The sequence below is a fragment of the Stenotrophomonas sp. STEN009 genome (genome assembly GCF_056760395.1).
The window spans coordinates 15,584-35,133 of record NZ_JBRRES010000020.1; the positions used below are offsets into that span (position 1 = coordinate 15,584).

At 66.9% G+C, this 19,550-nt stretch carries 15 protein-coding genes; 13 read left to right on the top strand and 2 right to left on the bottom strand.

The genetic code is table 11. The features are described from left to right. Positions 1–212: 212 nt before the first annotated feature. The 12 genes from ACVOMM_RS10990 (at position 213) to ACVOMM_RS11045 (ending at position 15,241) form a co-directional block, all read left to right on the top strand. Positions 213–2,996, top strand: a complete 2,784-nt coding sequence (locus ACVOMM_RS10990; RefSeq protein WP_481526240.1) for a type VI secretion system Vgr family protein — start codon at positions 213–215, stop codon at positions 2,994–2,996. Beyond that, complete coding sequence (locus tag ACVOMM_RS10995; protein ID WP_053518389.1) at positions 2,993–3,889, top strand: DUF4123 domain-containing protein; 897 nt, start codon at positions 2,993–2,995, stop codon at positions 3,887–3,889. Before ACVOMM_RS10990 ends, ACVOMM_RS10995 begins: the two co-directional genes overlap by 4 nt. A gap of 10 nt (positions 3,890–3,899) precedes the next feature. Then, the gene (locus ACVOMM_RS11000; RefSeq protein ID WP_227255287.1) at positions 3,900–4,379 is read left to right on the top strand and encodes a DUF3304 domain-containing protein; all 480 of its coding nucleotides are present in this window, start codon (positions 3,900–3,902) and stop codon (positions 4,377–4,379) included. Between the two features lie 105 nt (positions 4,380–4,484). Further along, entirely contained in the window at positions 4,485–6,317 is a 1,833-nt protein-coding gene (locus ACVOMM_RS11005) for a T6SS phospholipase effector Tle1-like catalytic domain-containing protein (protein ID WP_481526241.1), read from the top strand. A 143-nt stretch (positions 6,318–6,460) separates the two neighbouring features. Further along, positions 6,461–7,000, top strand: a complete 540-nt coding sequence (locus tag ACVOMM_RS11010; protein ID WP_481526242.1) for a hypothetical protein — start codon at positions 6,461–6,463, stop codon at positions 6,998–7,000. Between the two features lie 292 nt (positions 7,001–7,292). Then, entirely contained in the window at positions 7,293–7,700 is a 408-nt protein-coding gene (locus ACVOMM_RS11015) for a hypothetical protein (protein WP_197601132.1), read from the top strand. 125 nt (positions 7,701–7,825) lie between these two features. Beyond that, a complete protein-coding gene (locus ACVOMM_RS11020; RefSeq protein WP_262100764.1) occupies positions 7,826–8,443 on the top strand; it encodes a decarboxylase in 618 nt (205 codons plus the stop codon). Positions 8,444–8,565: 122 nt separating this feature from the next. Next, positions 8,566–11,340 carry a type VI secretion system Vgr family protein gene (locus ACVOMM_RS11025; protein ID WP_481526243.1) on the top strand — a complete coding sequence of 925 codons (2,775 nt, stop codon included), beginning with the start codon at positions 8,566–8,568 and terminating at the stop codon, positions 11,338–11,340. A gap of 2 nt (positions 11,341–11,342) precedes the next feature. Further along, positions 11,343–12,206, top strand: a complete 864-nt coding sequence (locus ACVOMM_RS11030; protein ID WP_193395925.1) for a DUF4123 domain-containing protein — start codon at positions 11,343–11,345, stop codon at positions 12,204–12,206. 16 nt (positions 12,207–12,222) lie between these two features. Further along, entirely contained in the window at positions 12,223–12,723 is a 501-nt protein-coding gene (locus ACVOMM_RS11035) for a DUF3304 domain-containing protein (protein ID WP_065182772.1), read from the top strand. Next, positions 12,710–14,407, top strand: a complete 1,698-nt coding sequence (locus ACVOMM_RS11040; RefSeq protein WP_481526244.1) for a T6SS phospholipase effector Tle1-like catalytic domain-containing protein — start codon at positions 12,710–12,712, stop codon at positions 14,405–14,407. Before ACVOMM_RS11035 ends, ACVOMM_RS11040 begins: the two co-directional genes overlap by 14 nt. Positions 14,408–14,464: 57 nt before the next feature. Further along, positions 14,465–15,241, top strand: a complete 777-nt coding sequence (locus tag ACVOMM_RS11045; RefSeq protein ID WP_180875322.1) for a CDP-diacylglycerol diphosphatase — start codon at positions 14,465–14,467, stop codon at positions 15,239–15,241. Here the strand turns inward: ACVOMM_RS11045 and ACVOMM_RS11050 are convergent. Beyond that, positions 15,238–15,789, bottom strand: a complete 552-nt coding sequence (locus ACVOMM_RS11050; protein WP_309250431.1) for a GNAT family N-acetyltransferase — start codon at positions 15,787–15,789, stop codon at positions 15,238–15,240. The genes ACVOMM_RS11045 and ACVOMM_RS11050 overlap by 4 nt on opposite strands. Before the next feature lie 262 nt (positions 15,790–16,051). Between ACVOMM_RS11050 and ACVOMM_RS11055 the strand changes: the two genes are divergently transcribed. Further along, the gene (locus ACVOMM_RS11055; protein ID WP_053518373.1) at positions 16,052–18,778 is read left to right on the top strand and encodes a TonB-dependent receptor plug domain-containing protein; all 2,727 of its coding nucleotides are present in this window, start codon (positions 16,052–16,054) and stop codon (positions 18,776–18,778) included. Positions 18,779–18,886: 108 nt separating this feature from the next. Here the strand turns inward: ACVOMM_RS11055 and ACVOMM_RS11060 are convergent, their stop codons facing one another. Next, a complete protein-coding gene (locus ACVOMM_RS11060; protein WP_481526245.1) occupies positions 18,887–19,528 on the bottom strand; it encodes a hypothetical protein in 642 nt (213 codons plus the stop codon). Positions 19,529–19,550 lie beyond the last annotated feature (22 nt).

A 19,550-nucleotide genomic window follows, 5' to 3' on the forward strand; every position in this document is an offset into this window, starting at 1 on the left:
TGGGCGATTCTAGCCCGCCGATGTGAACGCGGTCGCGGGATTGGTCCGTCCAGGCATGCCTGAATACGGAATGCCGTCAGTTATGTGACGAACAACCCACTTCTACGGTGGTCGAGGCGTCGTGATTTTGACGAACACCGCAATCTGGTAGATTTGATGGCTGGAATCCGACGCCGCCGGGTAGGTGCAGGCGTCTTCACACTGGAATTGGCATGGATCAGCTGAACTACGTGATGACCCAGGTTGCCGGGCTCGGTGACGCGCAACGCCTGTATCGACTCCGGTCCGATGCACTGGAAGGGTGCACGGTGGAGCGGTGGCGTGGCGGTGATGCGCTCGGCCAACATGCCTGGACCGATGTCGATGTACTCGCCACGCGCGCTGATATCGCGCTGGATGCCCTGCCGGGCACGCGTGCGACACTGGTTGCGCAGATGGCCGATGGTGGTCAATGGCAGCGCAGCGGCCTGATCGCGGACGCTTCCTGCCTGGGCGGCGACGGTGGCCTGGTGCGCTACCGGCTGCAGCTGGTGTCGTGGACGTGGTGGCTGCAGCATGCGCGGCACAGCCGCGTGTTCCAGGAACAGAGCGTGCGTGCGATCGTCGATGCCGTACTGGCAGGGCACGCTGGCATCGCTCGCTGGCGCTGGGCCGAGGGCGTCGACGCCTTCCTTGGCCAGCGCGTGCGCAGCTACTGCGTGCAGTACCGCGAGAGTGACCTGGATTTCCTGCAGCGTGTGCTCGCCGAAGAAGGCCTGGGCTGGCGTCTGTACGCCGATGAGGAAGCGCCCTGCGGCAATGGCATGGAGATCTTCGCCGACAGCGTCGCGCTGCCGGAAGATGCCACCAGCGCGGCTGCAGGCGTGCGGTTCCATCGCAGTGACGCCACCGAATCCAGTGACAGCGTGCAGGCCATCGGCCTGCGTCGGCGCCTGGCCAGTACCTCGATCAGCCTGCAGAGCGATGATTACCGCCAGGTACGCGCACTGGTGGCACAGTCGCCGATGGAGGGCGGAGGTGGCCAATCGTCGCGCGAAGACTACGATGCGGTAGGTGCCTACGCCTTCAGCGACAGTACCGCCGGTGCGCGCCAGGCCCGCCTGCAGGCGCAGGCGCGCGAATCCCACAGCCGTGGCTGGCAGGGGTCGGGTACGGTTCGCGGCTTCCAGTCCGGACAATGGCTGCGGCTGCAGCAGGCCCCCGGTGCGACACCGCCTGAGCTGCTGCTGGTGGCCGTCGAACATGCCGGCATCAACAATCTCCCTACCGATCTGCGACGAAGCCTCGATGACGCGCTGGGCGTGGCGCCGATCGATCCGGCCGACGCTGCGCTCTGGCAGCAGGCCGAAGCAACCGGGTATGGCAACCGTTTCGACGCGGTGGATCGCACCCTGCCGTGGCGCCCGCTGCTGCAGGACGGTAGTGGCGCACGGCTGAATCCGCGCCCGACCGTGCCGGGTTACCAGACCGCTGTCGTGGTTGCCGGCGACGGAGGCGCCAGCAAGGACCTGCACGCAGACAGCCATGGCCGCGTGCGCGTGCGTTTCCACTTCCAGGAAGGCGAGGGCGGCGGAGCCAACGACAGCGCATGGTTGCGCGTGGCACAGCGCTATGCCGGACCCGGCGTGGGCAGCCAGTTCCTGCCGCGCATCGGCCAGGAAGTGCTGGTGGGCTTCCTCGACGGCGATATCGATCGGCCACTGGTGCTGGGCACCCTGTACAACGGACGTGGCGAGGCGGGCGTGGCACCGACGCCAGCCGGCGGAAGCGGCCAGAGCGACGTATCGCTGTATGGCCAGGCTGCAGACATGCGCGGCAGCGCGCAGGCCAACCTCAGTGGCGGCCAGGCGCCGGCCTGGCATGCTGCCGGCATGGGGGACCAGGCGCATCGGCAGGGCGGTGCGCTGTGGGGTATCCGCTCGCGCGAGTGGGAAGGCGGGCAGGGCGCCAACCATCTCCTGTTCGATGACTCGAACCAGCAACTGCGCGCGCAGCTGGCCAGCAGCCAGCAGGTGTCACAACTGACCCTGGGGCACCTGCGTCACCAGGCAGACAATTATGTCGGCAGCCTGCGTGGCACCGGTTTTGAACTGCGCAGCGACGCGTGGGGCGCGGTGCGCGCCACGGCCGGTGCCTGGTTCACGGCGTACGGGCATCGGTCGACGGCACCTGCGGGCGAGGCAATGCAGCCCGCTGCCTTGCTCACGCAGTTGCAGGCATTGGGCGAACGCTTCACCCAGGCCGCGCGTACGCACCTGACCAGCCCGTTGGCGATGCAGGAGGGCGCGCGCGCGCCAAAGCGCTCGGAGCTGGTTCCCGATCAGTCGCCGGTTCCCGCGCTGCTGGCGAGCGTACGCACCACCACGGGCGGTGATGGATTCGATATCGGCAAGAGTGGTGCGACCGAGCGCAAGTCGGATGCTGGGCAGGATCGCGTGCCGCATTCGGGTGATCCACTGCTTGGACTGGCCGCACCGCAGGGACTGGTGCAGGTGGCAGGCCAGGGAGTGCACTGGGGGAGCGGTGAAGGCCTGCTGTTGGCCAGTGGCGGTCATAGCGACACGGTTACCATGGGGCAGACCCGTCTGCATGCGGGGCAGGCGATCGGCGTGCTTGCGTCCGTGGTTGAGGGCGCAGCGGCCGCACCCACCGCGCTTGACGTCGTGGCCGGCACTGAAATGCTCGATATCCAGTCCCAGGCGGATGGGGTGCGCGTGCAGTCGCGTGGCGCTCTGCGCGGGGCCAGCGCGCAGGCGCCGGTGGAACTCGCCGCGGCCAATACGATCCACGTGGCGACGTCCGGGGGGGCCAGCCTGACCATTGCCGGTGGCAACATCACCATCGCCTGTCCGGGCACGATCAAGGTGCATGCGGGCAGCAAGTCATTCGTCGGCCCGGCGCAGCAGGGCTATCCGCTTCCCCAGTTCCCGCGCAGCAGCTGTAAGAGCTGCATTCTCGACGCCATGCGCCAGGGCACGCCGGGAGTGCTGGTGTGAATCGTTACGCCGTGATCGACAGCGCGCAGCGGTCGCACTTCCATGAGCGGCTGGAGCGTCTTGGCGCGCGCTACCGCTCGCTGTTCGAAGGCACGGCCGAGGCCGGCCTGCTGGATATTGCTCCCTTGCTGGTGGCTTGGACGGACAGGGACCTGCACGCGCAGCTGGATGCGGAGATCCGGCAGATGGGAGCGCAAAGGCCGGGCGTGACCCTGCTGTGGAGTGCACTGGAACTGGACGATCTCGCAAAGCGGTTGCGTGCTTTCCATCTGGTGAAGGTGCCCGAGAAGGGCGGTCGTGAGATGCTGTTGCGCTGGTACGACACCCGTATCCTGCCTGCACTGCTGGATCTGTTGTTGCCTGCGCAGCGTGCCGCCCTGCTGGAGGGCGTGCAGCGCCTGCAGTACTTCGACCGCTACGGCGATCTGCAGGAATGGCCGCTGGCCGAGATGCTGGCCGGAATGGATGATGCCGGCCTGCCTGCGCTTCCGCCATTGCGCCTGGACGAAGACCAGTACACGCGTCTGCTGGACGCGTGCGAGCCGGATGTGGCCATTGCCCAGCTTCGCAGGGTCATCCCCGATGAGATCAAGCGGGTGCCGTATCGATCGCTGTACCCGTTCGTCGTCGACCTTATGCAGGATACGATCGCCCACGGTGTGAACCAGGTGGACGATCACGTGCAGTACCTGTTGCTGGCGTTGTACACCTCCGGGGCGTGCCGCGGCCATCCTGCCGTGCAGGCGCGTTTCGCGCAGCCTGCCGGGAGCTGTGAGGTGCCGTTCGCGGACTGGGCATCAGCGCTGCCGGAAGATGTCTGGACGACGGGCGTCCCGCTGTGGGACCACACCGCCTCGCCTTTGCAGGCCGAGCCTGCACCCTCGTGGACGTGAAGGAAGAATCATGCGTTTGATGCGGACCCATCTGCTGGCGGCCCTGGCGTTGCTGCTCCTGTTGCCGGCATTGGCGGCCTGCAAGGGACGGACGGCCTCCACGCCGGTGGCCGTGCTCGGCTACAACCATACGGATGCATACATTGCGCAGTTCCTCGTGAATGGCGGCAGTGGCGGGTCGGCCGATTCCCACTCGGAAGGCGGAACTGTCTGCTGCGTCGTGCTGCCTGATCGATGGACGCCGGACATGAAGGTGGAGATCGAATGGACCACGGATCTCGAAACGTTCCAGAAGAAGACCGTTGCGATTCCGAAGTACAACCAGCTCGGAAACCTGGCCGTCCATTTCCTGCGCAATGGCGAGATCAAGGTCTTCGTCACCAATCTTGTGCTCGGTCATCCCGACTATCCATTGACCGGCCCCGAGGCGCCGTTGCGCGAAGGCGAGAATCCAGTCTGGGAGCACCTTCGGCGCCCGCTTGAAAAGTGATCACGGGGCCCGGTCGCTCACCGGGCATCCGATCCGAATGCTTGGCGTGGGTGACAAGGACAACGATCCCGGCGGGGACCAGCAGCGAATCCAGGAGACAAGGACATGAGTGGACGCACGGCAACCGGCGCGCAACCAATGCCGGCAGATGGACGCAGAGCGCTGAGCGGCGCCGAAGCGCAGCAGCGGGCGCGGGCCATGGCGTGCATGCGCGAGAAGGGCTCCGAATGCCAGGGCCAGGTGCACGTAGGCATCTACTTCGACGGCACCGGCAACAACCGCGAGTGGGAAGGGACCTTTGTAACCGGCAAGACGCGCTCCCCCAAGACCCAGCTGGCCCGCAACGGTCACAGCAATGTGGCGCGCCTGTACGACGCCGCCCTGAAGGAGCGTGGCAACGGCTTCTTCAGCATCTACGTTCCCGGCGTCGGCACGCCATTCGCCGACGTCGGCGATACCAACCAGGATGGTGACACGCTGGGAGGCGGCGCCGCGCGTTATGGTGCGGATCGCATCCACTGGGCCATCCTGCAGGTCATCAATTCGGTACATCAGTACCTGAACGGTGGTGACCTGATCCAGCCCAACGAAGCCAAAGTACTGGTCGCCTCAATGAGCGAGACGCGGCTGCTGGAAGGCATGACGCGACGCGCGATGCTCACGGCGATCGCGCAGCGGTTGGAGCGCGTGGTCAAGGGGCACCAGCGCCGCGTCAAGTCGGTGCACGTTTCCGTCTTCGGCTTCTCGCGTGGCGCGGCACAGGCGCGGGCGTTCGTGCACCGGCTGTATGAGACGGCAGAAGCCTGGGGCAGCGGTTGCGGCTACAACATTGCCGGCATTCCGCTCTACCTGAACTTCATGGGCATCTTCGATACCGTTGCGTCGGTCGGCGTTGCTGCGATGAGCCGCGTCTCGAAGGGCAAGTGGGACTGGGCCGCCGGTGACATGATGAGCATTCACCCCGAAGCGCGCCAGAGCGTGCATTTCGCCGCCCTGCACGAGCAGCGGATCAATTTCCCGCTGGACCTGGCGACCAGCGGGAAGGAGGTGCTTTACCCGGGCATGCACTCGGATGTCGGTGGCGGCTACTCGCCCGGCGGCCAGGGCAAGGACTTCGTTTCCGGTGCCGCGAACGGTACCGCCAAGCTTGCGCAGATTCCGTTGATCGACATGCATCATGAGGCCGTCAAGGCAGGCGTGATAATGAAAACGATCGAGGAACTGGGGGCGCAGCCAGTGCTCGCCATGCATTTCGGCTGCCATCCACAGCTGATCCGCGATTACAACGCCTGGCTGACCGGTCACGGTGTCCCCGGAGGCGCGCACACGCAGCAGATTGCAGGACATTGCCGGCAGTACGTTGCCTGGAAGGGCAAGCGGCTGCCGAATGGTCCACAGAGCGTGCTGCAACAGCCGTTCTTCAAGCAGTCCGATGCCGAGGATCAGGTGGATCTGGCCAATGCGCAGCGCGATTTCGCAAATCTGGTTGGAAAGCTGCGCAGGGGCAAGGAGGAGATGGCGGCCTACCGCAGGCAGCTGGACGAAAGCCAGAAACGCATGGAGGCGGGTCGCAAGATCGGGCGTCCGGTATTTGAACCTACGCCACGGGCCTCCCAGGCGGCTTACGACTACGCAAAAATCCCGGCCGAGACCAGCACTCTGCTTAACCTTGTGCTGGACGGTGTGCCGGTACCCGATGTGAGTACGGTGCTGTTTGACAACTACATGCATGACTCGCTGGCCGGCTTCTACATCGGGAAGTGGACGGAGCTGAATATTCCTGCCGTCAATACCTACGGCTACCTCCGCTATCGCGAGGTCTTCAGTGTGGCCGGCAGGAGGGCTCAGGAGTGCCGGGATCCGGCTACGCTGCCGCCAGCGAACATCCCCACCATCGGCGGCGCGTTCCAGCAGCTGGGCTCGGCAATGGGCGGGTGAGGCGATGCAGCGTCTGGAATGCCCGTTGCGCTTATGCGCCAATCGGGCGCTTCACCTCTGGGAGGCTGGGAGCCATGCATCAGAGCAGGTCAGTGAATCGTCAGCGCCCCGCTGCGCTGCGTCAGCTGCTCCTGGCCAGCCTTGTGCTGCCGCTGGTGGCATGCCGGCAAACCACCTCACAGGATATCGAGCAGGCAGACACCGCCGGCCGCGCGCAGGCCTCCATCGAGGCAAAGGCAGACGCCCATGCCGCGAAGGCGGAGCCGCCGTTGCCGGGTGATCCGGACAGCACTGAAACGCTTTTCGACGGATTGCTGGATTGCCAGCCGAAGGGCTGGTACCTCAGCACTGAATCAGGCCAGCCCGCGAATCCATACCTGGCCCTGCACGCGCCCGAACCCTGCGAACGCGATGAGGAGTTCGGGATGGCGCACTTCTGCGTCAACGCCGATTTCCATGGCCTGCCGGTCTACAGGGTCGTTGCCCATCTGGGAACCGCACCCACACCCATCGGCATCATGATCGATCTGCCACTGGACCAGGCGCGTGCGCGAATCCGCATGGCGCTGGGGTCTGAGTTTGCCGATGACGCGCGCAGCCGGCGCGGCGAAAGGCCGGTGCTGGGTCCCCAGGGCGGCAACGCACAGAAGTCGCAGTTGATGTGTGCGCCCGATTGGGCCTGATCAAGAAGGGAAGGCGATGGCCCGAACAAGCCAAAGGTTGAGGCTACGTCGGTGGTTCGCGCGCTTCTTGTCGAAGGCCTGGAACGGAGAAATGGTGGAGATCAACACCGGTGTCTGGCGTGGACTGCAGCCTGTGCTGCTGCTCGGCCTTCTGCTCTCGGTCGCCGCTTGCACCGGGAAGCCGAATTCATCGCAGAACCCAGCTGCAGGTGTGCCGCCAATGGGGGCGGCCACCAAGACGAAGGAAGTGCCTGCATCTACAGCGCGAAGCGCACGATATGCCGGCGTCAGGATGCTCTCACCTCATTCCGGCTGCGCGTACGAGTACAGCCCGGTGGACTTCTGTGATGCGCAGCATCGCGCGCAGATCGACCAGGCGATCCTTACCCAGGTGCCGAACTTCAACCGGCATTACATCCTGGCCCAGTTGGATGAGCGCAAGGAGTACTTCCAGCGCTCCATCGTGCTGATCGACAGCCGCGACGGCACCGTGTATCCGTTGCCCATTGATGCGTTCTCGGGCCCGCTGGTGGGCAAGGAGGGCGCGCGTACCTATGGCACGGTGGAGACATCCGCTGAGAGCGACACGTTCTGCGTGAGCGGCGCACTGCTCGTCTACCGGGCATTCGAAGAGGGCCGCTTCTGCTTCGGATTCGATGGTGTCAGATTCACCGGCCACACCACGCAGTACATGCAGTAGCGGCCGCCTTCACCCGCGAGCGCCGGCCCGGCTGAACGAGCCGGGCTGTCCGACGTGGCGGGCGTCGCACCTTCATGGCATCCTCACGAAACTGATTGGCCACCGGCCATCGACGGATGAACGACATGCAGAAGTGGATCGGACGCACCGCCGGCGGGCTTGCGGTGGCGCTGTGCCTGGCGGCGCCGCTGGCACAGGCCGCCGAACCAGCCTTTGGTGGCTGGCGCAACCTGGACTCCCGCGATGGTGCCGAGCCCGCCTTGCGCGACATCCCGTTCGCACTGCTGCCGACGCCGGTCGCACGCGATGCGCGCTTCTCGGTGTATGACCGCGAGAGCAAGCGGCTGGTGTGCTGCCTGCAGGTGGCCAGTGCCGAGCTGGATGACACCGCACTGCGCAAGGTCTATCAATTGCCAGAGCAGTGGGTGACCGACCTGCGCAACGGCCGCAGCACGGCCCGCCCCTGGCCGACGCGGGTGTACGAAATGCGCCGCGTTGGCGAACTGGTCGACTACGGGTTCAGCGATGCGCCGGAGGCCTACAGCGATCTGGGCGGCCTGCTGCTTCCGGCCGACGCACGCCTGCTGCCCGATGGCAGCGTGCAGGCAGGGGCGACCTACCGCCTGCAGTTCCGCAGCACGCCGCTGGGCGATGACAGCAGCGCGCTGGACCGCTTCACCCTGCAACCGGCACAAGACACAGGCAAGCCGGTGATCGTCGAAGTGTCCTACGGAACCTATTGATCCGGAACGTTAATCCGGCGTGACGGCGGTCGCGTGCGCCGCCGTTTTCCATCTGCTACCGTCGCCCTACAGGGGAAGGACCTGCCCGCCGCGTCGCGGAGGGCAGCAACGGTAGGAACGCCATGGAAGCGATTCGCAACCTCATGGTGCAGGCAGCGGGTCTTGATGCCGGCAGCCGCCTGTATCGGTTGGATCTCCCCGGCATGCCGGCGGTCGTTGTCGACCGTTGGCGCGGGCGTGATGCCCTGTCGCAGGGGCGGCAGCTGCAGGTCGACATACTCGCACTGGACGCATCGCTGCCACTGGCTGACTGGCCGGGGCGGCCCGCATGCCTGCATGTGCACCTGGCCGATGGCCAGGATTGGCCGCGTCACGGCGTGATCGCCGATGCGCAGTGCGTGGGCGCTGACGGTGGACTGGTGCGCTATCGCATCACGCTGCGTGACTGGACCTGGTGGCTCGACCAGGCCCGCTGCAGCCGCGTGTTCCAGGAACAGAGCGTGCGCGAGATCGTGGACGCGGTGTTCCAGATGCACCCGCAACATGCGCATTGGCGCTGGAGCGATGAGGTCGACGGGATGCTGGCCGCATCCCGGCCGCGCAGCTATTGCGTGCAGTACCGCGAGACCGACCTGGCCTTCGTGCAGCGTTTGCTGGCCGAAGAAGGGCTGGGCTGGTGCGTGCAGGATACCGGGGAGGCGACGGCCGGCCACGGCGTGCTGCTGTTCGCCGATTCGACCCTCCTGCCGGAAGCCGCTGCGTCGCAGTCGGCGGGAGGGATCCGCTTCCATCGCGCCGATGGCACCGAACAGAGTGACGGCGTGCAGCAGCTTGGCCTGCAACGGCGGCTGCAGAGCACGCACGTGCAGCTGCACAGCAGCGACTACCGCAGTGCGCGCTCGCTGGCCGGCCAGTTGCCGGTGCAGGGCAGCGGGCAGGCGCGACGCGAGGATTACGACCCGGTTGGCGCGCATGCCTTTGCCGACGCGACCGAGCTGCAGCACCACGCTCGGCTGGTCGCCGAGGCACTGGAGGCGCAGGCACTGCAGTGGCACGGCCGTGGCAGCGTGCGCAGCGGCGATGCCGGCCAGGTCTGGTCATTGAGCGGAACGCCGGGGCCGGTGCCGACCGAACTGTTGCTGGTGGACGTCGAGCACGCCGGGGTCAACAACCTGCCGGTGGATCTGCGCCAGGCGCTGGCAGCGATGGACGATGCCGCCGCCACCGCGGACACGCTGCAGGTGGCTGCCCAGACGCAGGGCTACGCACAGACATTCGTCGCGCTGCCCCGCGACCGGCGTTGGCGTCCAACGCTCTGGGACGGCACGGGCGCGCGACGCAATCCGCGGCCGCTGGCGCCGGGCTACCAGACAGCGGTCGTGGTGGCGGCGCAGGGCGCCGACGGCGCCGAGCTGCACGCCGATGCACTGGGACGGATCCGCGTGCGGTTCCACTTCCAGCAGGAAGAGGGCAGCACGGACAGCGCGTGGCTGCGCGTCGCGCAGCGCTATGCGGGGCCGGGCGTGGGCAGCCAGTTCCTGCCCCGCATCGGCCAGGAAGTCCTGGTGGGCTTCCTCGAGGGCGACATCGACCGGCCGCTGGTGCTGGGCGCGCTGTACAACGGGCGCGGCGAAGGCGGCATCGCGCCGACCCCGGCGGGCGCCAGCGCGGAGGCCGATACGTCCATGTACGCACAGGCGAGGGATGGCACCGGCAGTGCGCAGGCCAACCTCGGGGGCGGCCAGGCGCCTGCGTGGCACGCGGCGGCGACCGGAGAGCAGGCACACCGCAACGCCGGTGCGCTGTGGGGCGTGCAATCACGGGAGTGGCAGGGGGCCGGCTGGAACCGTCTGCTGTTCGACGACAGCGACCAGCAGCTGCGGGCCCAGCTGGCCAGCAGCCAGCAGGCTTCGGCATTGACGCTGGGACATCTGCGCCATCAGGCGGACAACCATCGAGGCAGCTTCCGCGGCAGTGGATTCGAGTTGCGCAGCGACGCCTGGGGCAGCGTGCGCGGACAAGGCGGGCTCTGGTTGAGTGCCTATGCCCGCCGCAGCGCCGAACCGGCAGGTGCGGCGGCACAGCCTGCTGCGCTGCTGCAGCAGCTGGCCACGCTGGCCCGCCGCCATGCTACGGCGGCGGGTACGCATCTGACAGTGCGGCCGGCCGCGCATGTCGGCGTGCAATCGCCGCAGCGCTCGCGTTTGGACGGTTCGCAGTCACCGCTGCCGGTGCTGCTGGCCAGCGTACGCAGCACGGTGCCCGGTAACGCGTTGCAGGAAGCGGCCGGGTCGGCGCCGGAACGCAGCGGTGATGCCGGCGAGGGCCGCGTTCCGCATACCGGCGATGCCCTGCTGGGCCTGGCTGCACCTGATGGTGCGCTGATGGTGGCCGGACAGGGGCTGCTTTGGGCGCCGGGCGAGACACTGGCACTGGGCAGCGGCCAGCACGGCGAGGCCGTGGTGATGGGGCAGGCGCGCTGGCATGGACGGCAGGCCATCGGCGTACTGGCCGCAACACTGGAGGGGGCTGATCCGGGCGAGCCGGCGCTGACCCTGGCCAGCGGCGAACAGGTGCTGGACGTCAAGGCGCAACAGGATGAGGTGCGCGTGCAGTCGCGGCAGTCGCTGCGGGGCACGAGCGCACAGGGTGCCGTGGAGGTGGCTGCGGGCCGGACGGTGCAGGTGGCCACCGCAGGCGGGGCCAGCATCACCCTCAGCGGCGGCAACATCGTGTTCAACGCACCCGGGAGGATCGCCGTGCACGCCGGACGCAAGTCGTTCCTGCCCGGCGATCGCGGCCGTTACCCGTTGCCGGTCTTCCCGCAGTCGGTCTGCAAGGAATGCCTGCTGCTGGCCGCACAGCGTGCAGCCCCGCTGACACCGAAGGGAGGCTGAGCGTGGCCAACGACTGGCAGTTCCCACCGTTCTCGCCACCGCCGTTGGAGGAGGGCACCCAGCGTTACGTTCTGCTTGATGGCGCGCAGTGCGAGCAGCCCCTGCAACTGCTGCGCGCGCTGCCCTGGGCGCCGCTGCCCCTGTTTGACGGCCTGCTGGCCGATGGCACGGATGACGCCAGCGTGTTCCTCGCGCGCCTGCCGCGTGGCCTGGAGCTTGACGGTTTCCTGCAGCGTGCGGCGTCGTACGCGCGTTCTCCGGGCCTGCTCAGCCTGATCGACACGGCATTGCCTGCGGAAGAGCTGCAGCAGCGGCTGCAGAGACGGCTGGACGCCAGCTACCCGAACGGCAAGCTGTTCCTGGCCCGCTTCTTCGACGCGCGGGTGCTGCCATGGTGGGTGCAGGTGCTGGACGCGGCGCAGTGCCGGGCCTTCCTGGCGCTGGGAGAGCGCTGGTGGTACCTGCGCCACGATCTGAAATGGGCGCACCTGGAATTGCAGGACAGCGTGCAGGATCCGCACGATCCTCCCTGGGTGCTGGAGGCGGCGCAGCGGCACGCCCTGATCGATGCCAGCTACCCCTACACGCTGATCGATCACTTCCAGCTCTCCGATCCGGAGCTGCTGGCGCGGCTTCCCCGTGCGCGCTGGTATACCTTCTTCCGACGGGTGGTGGCCACGGCCGCGGACGTCGGCATCGAGGACAGCCGACGGCTGGTGATGGTGTCGACCTGGGCGCTGCTGGCCGGCGTCGATCTTGGCGAGGATCCCGCATGGCGGCTTCGCCTGCAGGACTTCGCGGCGGGGCGGCGCAGCGCTGCCGATATCGGTGACGAAGTGTGGCCGCTTGAAGAAAGCTGGGACTGAACGGAGCGCGATCGGAATGATGGGCAACAAGTACCTGTGGTGGAGCGCGCTGGCGGTGATCGCACTGCTGCTGATGGGCGTCGGCTGCAGCCGGGCGATGGCACGCGGTAAGACGCCGATCATGTCGTTGTTCGCCTTCAACTACAGTCCGAACTACCTCGCTGACGTGCGTGTCGACGGGCAGTATCTCGGAGGGCTGGACGGGTACACCAACGGTGGTTCCGGCATGGGCCCCCGCGCGCCACGAGGCAAGGGGCCGCACAGCGTGCGCGTGCGCTGGATCGAGGCCAACCGATACGATCTGGCCACCAACCGCTATCTGGATGAAGGGCACCGCGTGCCGCGTGAAGCCGTGGTACCGCTGAAGACGCCCTATCCGCCCAACCCGGCCACCTTGCTGCTGCACTTCTATGCGGACGGCCATGTCGAGGCCGAGCTGCTGGACAAGGGCGTGAACAAGTGGGACGTACGGCGCATGCCAGTGCCGAAGGAGCACAAGGACCATGACCAGTATTGATCCGACCGCGATTCCCGGGCAGGTGGATCTTGAACCGGGCACCCCGGATCCGGTCGCCCAGGCTGAGGGCACGGCACGCACTGCGCGACTGGCCCGCGGCACACGTCCGCTGAGCGATGCCGAGCGCCGCCGTCGCCAGGAGGCGATGTGTGGCACCGTGCCCGACAAGGAAGCGGCCACTACGGGATGCACGCAGAGCCTGCACCTGGCCGTATTCTTCGATGGCACCGGCAACAATCGCGATGAGGAGCTGAACAAGGCCCAGAATGAGCGCGCATTGTCGAACATCGCCCGCTTGTTCATCGCGCACAGGGACGACACACGGAACATAAAACGGCAGTACCTGTCCGGCGTAGGAACACCGTGCCCGGAGGTCGGTGATAAGGGGGGGCTGCTGGGGCTGTCCATCGGCAAGGGCGGGCGCGAGCGCATCGACTTCGCGCTGCAGTCGCTGGACGAGCTGATAGACAGCCAGCCCGAGCCGATGCGCATCCTGGTGGTCAGCGTGTCGGTACTGGGCTTTTCGCGCGGAGCGGCTTCGGCACGCGCGTTCGCCCGCGATCTGGCCGCGCGCTGCCGACGCCAGGCCGATGGCACCTGGCTGTACCGCGAGCGTATTCCGCTGCGGATCGGATTCATGGGCGTGTTCGATACGGTGTGCTCGGTGTGGCCCAGCCTGACGGCGGCGGCAGTGAACTACCGCAATGGGCATACCGGATGGGCTGAAGGCATGACCATACCGGAGATCGTGGAGCAGTCGGTGCACATGACCGCCGCCCATGAGCTGCGCGGCCAGTTCCCCCTGGATTCCACCCGCGAGCATGCCCAATACCCCGCCAACACGGTGGAAATATGGTTCCCGGGTGTGCACTCGGACGTGGGCGGTGGCTACGATCCCCAGCACCAGGGGCGCCGGAACAGCATCGCGCGCTTTGCCCTGAACGAGATGTATGACATGGCGCAGGCCAGGGGGGTGCTGCTCAACCCGATCAGTCGCCTGGAACAGCACGTCAAGGCTGAGTTCGACAAGCAGGATCCGGAACTGCAGGCGGTGTTCAACGCCTATCTGCAGGCGGTGCGGGTCAAGCGTGGACGCATGGAGGACGTGCAGGCGTCGCATATGGAGCTGCTGTATCGCTGGCTGCGCGTGCGCGTGGCACGTGGTGACCAGTTGCCGTCGATGCAGCGGCTTGCTGCACGCGAAGAGGCCCTGCGCGAACAGGTGCGCACGCTGCGCCGACGGCAGTCGCAGCTGCCATCGCCCTGGGACAACGACAACCTGCATCTGGCCGACCAGGGCAATGCGGAGAAGACCGCCGAATGGAACCGGGTGTCAGACGAGCTGAAGGCGCGCAACGATGAGCTCTCTGCGGTACGCAAGCAGCGCCGGGGGCTGGAGAAGGAGAACGACACGCTGCTGGACGAGATCGTCAGCCTGCGACGGCGCCGGGAGCGCGGCAGAACGCTGACCATGGCCGAGCGGGTCACTCTGGAATCCTGGGACAATACGACCCTGCTGCCGCCGGACGTGGAGACCTTCTTCGACGGGTACGGTCATGACTCGGTGGCGCACTGGTTCATCGGCAACCTGAGCCAATGGCGGGTGCTGTACTTCGGCGCGACCAAGTACACGCCCGGCAAGGTCGAGGAGACGGCGGATACGCGAGAAGCCGTGCCCGGCTGAGGGGGCAGGGTACACTGGCCGGCGCAGCCCTTGGCCGTGCCGTCGATTGTGAGACCCGTGACCCGCCTGATCCTGTTGTTGTCCTGTTCGCTGCTGGCGGCCTGCGCCAGCGCGCCTGCGCCGGCTCCGGTCCCGTCGGATGCGCTGTGGAGGCTGATCGAGCGCGATTGCCGCGGTGCCGATGTGCCGCGTGGCGCCTGCCTGCAACGGGACGCGACCGCGGCCCGCCGCGATGTGCTCATCAAGGACGCCCATGGCGACTACCAGTTCCTGCTGATGCCACTGGACAAGGTCAGTGGCATCGAGAGCGCTGTGCTGTACCAGCGCGGTGCGCCGAACTACTTCGCGGCTGCCTGGCAGGCCCGCGGGCATACCGAACAGGCGCTGGGCCGCCCCCTGCCGCGCACTGTCGCAAGCCTTGCACTGAACTCGCCGCACGGCCGTTCCCAGCATCAGCTTCACATCCACATCGACTGCCTGCGCGCCGATGTGCTGCAGGCGCTGGACACGCACGCCCCGGCGGTCGGAATGCAGTGGGCGGCGTTGCCCGTGCCGCTGCGTGGCCATCGTTACGTTGCGCGCATGCTGCCGGGAGCAGAACTGCGTGCGAATCCATTGAACCTGCTCGCCTATGACCTGAGCGGGCTGCCCGATGTCGGCCAATGGAGCCTGGTGGTGGCGGGCCGCGAGAATGTGCTGGGAGGCCCCGGCTTCATTCTGCTGGCGACCCGCCTGGATCCCGCGACCGGCAATGAGGCCAGCGGTGAGGAGCTGCAGGACCATGCGTGCTCGGTACTGACCGGGGCGGATGCGGCGCTGGAGCGGGTCCGCTAGTCCGGGCGGACCTGTTGTCGCCAGCGCGGCGCGGTCAAGGCCAGCAGTTGCCGGTCCTGCCAGCCATCGATATCCAGATGGTGATCACGCAGCAGGCCTTCGTGCTCGAACCCCACCGAGCGCAGTGCATCGACGAAAGGCGTGCTGCTGGCCACCGGAAGCAGGGTGAACACGCGATGCAGTCCGACCTGGTCGAACAGGAAGGGGCACAGCGCCTGCAACGCCTGCGCGGGATGCTCGTGGCTGTGCTGCATTGAACGCAGCTCGGCGCAACGGGCGTGGGCGGAGTGCAGCTGGATCTGCAGTTGATCATGCAGCATGCCGTGCCGGTCATCGAACACGCCCAGCAGCAGCTGGTCGTTGTCCTGCTGCAGGCGCGAACGGTGGACGCCCGCCAGGAAGCGCGCTTCCTCGTCGACGCCTGACGGGCGGAAGATGCCGCGGCTCCTTCGATCGTCGAAGGCGCGCCAGCGTGGCAGATCGGCGCGGTTGAACAGGCGCAGGGTGATCGGGGCCGCCTGCAGCTGCACAAGGTGTTGGCGCAGCACGGGGCGGAGCGGCGGAATCGGAGGGCCGAAGGAACAGGTCGTCATGGCTTGACGATGCCCGTACATGCGCCGCCACACCATCAAGAATGTTGTAAAACGCACGTTGTCAGCGCGCGGTGTCACTTATCAGGTTCCGGCATAAGCCCATCAGGCCTGGTCATTTCCGCTGAAACTGTCCGTTCGGGACACTTTCGTTACGGGATCGTTATGCGCGCACAGGCCGCCGCGTCCCGTCCAATCGTCCAACTCCCCCAGGAAGCCCATGTCCGCCTCTCCCCAGGCGCTGCGCCATCGTCCGCTGGTGCTCGCGCTGTCGTCCCTGATGCTGGCCTCGTTGCCCGCCTTCGCGCAGGAAAGCGCACCTACATCGCTGCAGGAAGTGAAGGTCACCGGTTCGCGCATTCCGCGCGCCAGCGTTGAAGGGCCGTCGCCGGTGACCGTGATCAGCCGGGAGCAGATCGACGCACAGGGCTACCGCAATGCATTCGACGCCCTGAGTGCGCTGACCGAGAACACCGGCAACGTGCAGGGCGAGGATTACGGCAATACCTTCACCCCGGCCGCCAACACCATCAACCTGCGCGGGTTGGGGCCGAACCGCACGCTGGTGCTGGTCAACGGTCGTCGCCAGTCCGACTACCCGCTGGCCTACGAAGGCTCGGTCAACGTGGTGAACCTGGCCAACATTCCCAGCGCCCTCATCGAGCGTATCGAAGTGCTCGCCGGCGGCGCTTCGGCCGTGTACGGTTCCGACGCCATCGCCGGCGTGGTCAACATCATTCTCAAGGAGCGCTACGACGGCGTGGACATCAACGTTCGTGCCGGCGGTACCGAGCAGGGCGGGGGAGACAACCAGCGCGTGCAGGTGGTGGGAGGTGGTGCCGGTGAGCGATGGGAAGGCGTGTTCGGCTTCGAGCTGGGAATCCGCAAGGCCATCCACGCACGCCAGCGCGATTTCATGGACTCGCTGGACGATGATCCGCGTGGCACGGTCCCGCAGGCCACGGCCATCGCCTATCGGCGCAATGCAGCCACCGGCAGGAACATCGACCCGGGCAGTGACGGCTGCGATGCCGCTTCCGGGATCTACGGCGGGAGCGTGTTCCGCGCCACCAATCCGCGCCTGGGCAGTTACTGCGGCAGCAACGAGGCCGCCGCCAGCTACTGGACCGTGCAGACTGAAAAGCGCAACCTCGATGGCTATGGCCTGCTGACCTTCCACCTGGACGAACGGACCGATCTGTTCGCCGACCTCGCCGTGGGCAGCGCGACCATCTACAACAATACCCGTGCCCCGACCTGGACGTCCGCACGCAATTACTTCTACAACCAGAACAGTGGTGAACTGGAGAGCTGGTATCGCCGGTTCGCACCGGAAGAAGTGGGCGGCTTGCCGCGCAACGCCAATCGCTTCCTGGAAAAGTCGTGGTCGTTCAACGTCGGTGTACGCGGCCAGCTGGGTGACAGCGACTGGGACTACGAGGCCGTCTACAGCCGCTCGCGCTACGAGAACCGGACGCGGCGGCCGGTGCTGCTGGCGGGAATCAACGAATACCTGCTCGGCCCCACGCTGGGCGTGCGCGACGGGGTGGAAGTCTACGCGCCGGATCCGGCACGGCTTTATCAGCCGCTGACGCCGGACGAGTACGGGCAGTTGTCCGGTTACCAGGAGAGCCGCAATGCGGCGTGGCTGCAGACCTTCAGCGCCAGCGTCAACGGCCGCCTGTTCGAACTGCCCGGGGGAGACGCGGCGCTGGCGGCCGTGGTCGAGGCCGGCAGCCAGGGGTATCGCAACCGACCGGACCCGCGGCTGGGAACCGGAGAGTTCTGGAACACCAGTGCCGGCGTTGGCGCAGGAGGAGAGCGTGATCGCTATGCGGTGGGCGCCGAACTGCAGCTGCCGTTGCTGCCGCGCCTGACCACCACGCTGGCGGGCCGCTACGATCAGTACCGGGCCGCAGGCGAACACATCGGCAAGGCGACGTGGAGCTTCGGCGTGGAGTTCCGCCCGCTGGACAGCCTGTTGATCCGTGGCACGGCCGCCACCAGTTTCCGTGCGCCGGACATGAACTACGTGTTCGCCACTGAAACCCGCGGCTACAACCCGGGCATGACCGATTACTGGCGGTGCCGTACCGCCGGTCAGCCGTATGACGACTGCGACTTCAACGGGCTGTCCATCGACTTCAGCAACCGCGCCAATCCGCAGCTGCAACCGGAAACCGCCAAGTCGTACGGCTTCGGTGTGGTCTGGTCGCCGCTGGCAAGCCTGGATTTCAGTGCGGACTACTACGACATCCGCATCGACAACGAGGTGACCAATCTCGACAGCAGCCGCATCCTGCGCGACGAAGCCGATTGCCGCCTCGGCCGTACCCTGGGCGGTGAAGTGCGCGATATCGGTTCGCCGCTGTGCCAGGACGCGCTGGCCCGCGTGATCCGTAATCCTTCCACGGCGGCGGTGCAGCCGGACCAGGTCACCCGGGTGCTGATCAATCCGATCAACGCGGCATCCGAATCCGTGCGCGGCATCGATCTGAAGGGCAACTGGCGTTTCGATGCCGGGCGGGCGGGGCGCTTCACCACGCGCCTGGCCTACACCGTCGTGCTTGAGCATGAGTACCGGCAGTTCGCCGATGACGAGGTGCGTGACATCCGCAATTCCCTCGACGACTGGCAGTGGCGCAGCAAGGTCAACGGCAGCGTGACCTGGAGCCGCGGTGACTGGACCGCGACGGTGTACGGCAACCGCTATGGCTCGCTGCCGAAGAGCGACGGCAGTGGCCGCATCGGACCGTACATGACGTACAACGCGAGCGTGTTCCGCACCTTCGGAGACAACCTGTCGCTGGGTGTCATCGTCAACAACCTGCGCAACAGCCGGCCGCCGGCGGACCGCAACGGGGGGGGCTGGCCGTTCTATCCGGTCGGCAACTACGACCCCTATGGCCGCCAGTTCTGGGTGGAGATGGATTACCGCTTCAACTGAGCAGCGCAGGTGGGGCGCCTCTTCGACTCGCGTCTGCGGCGAGCGGAGAGGCGTCGCTTGGTGCCTTCACTACGCGCGGACAGTCGTCACAGCCATCCGCAATCACGCTTACGGCAACGCCTGTACCAGATAGGATTCGATGACGTAGCTGAAAGGTTGCTGCTGGCGGTCGCGCAGCAAGGCGCGTACTTCCAGGATGATGCCGTGGTCGCCCTCGCCACGGGGGGGCCAGAAGGTCTGGTCGGCTTCGGTCTCGCGCTGGAAGCCCAGCGGGCCGACCACGCGGCCGAAAGGCTCGTCGGTGCTGTCCAGCACCTGGTTCATCGCCGTACTGAGATGGCCGGGCAGGTACCAGTTGTCGGCCTCGGACAGCACGCGGTTCCCGCACACCAGCTGCACGCGGCGGTAGCGCAGCGCGGCGCTGGAGTCGGCGCCCAGTGCCTGCAGCACCTCGGCCGGGGCCTGCTTGTCATCGCCATGGATGCGCACCGCGCGGACGCGGGCCTGCTGGGCCAGGCCCTGTTCGGCACACCAGCTTTCCAGCGTGGCTGTGGCGCTCTGCCCGGACAGCACCCGCTGATGCAGCCGTTCGACCAGCGCCGCCGGGGCGATCCGCTGCTGGCCAGGCGGTGCCTGCGGCGGCGGAGCGCCGACGGCATCGCTGGCGGACAGGCTGGCGATCGGCGCGGCGGCAAGCAGTGAAGCGGCCTGCCAGCGGCGGATACGATCGTGGCGGTCGGACGGGCCCATGCGGCATCACAGCGGAAACAGG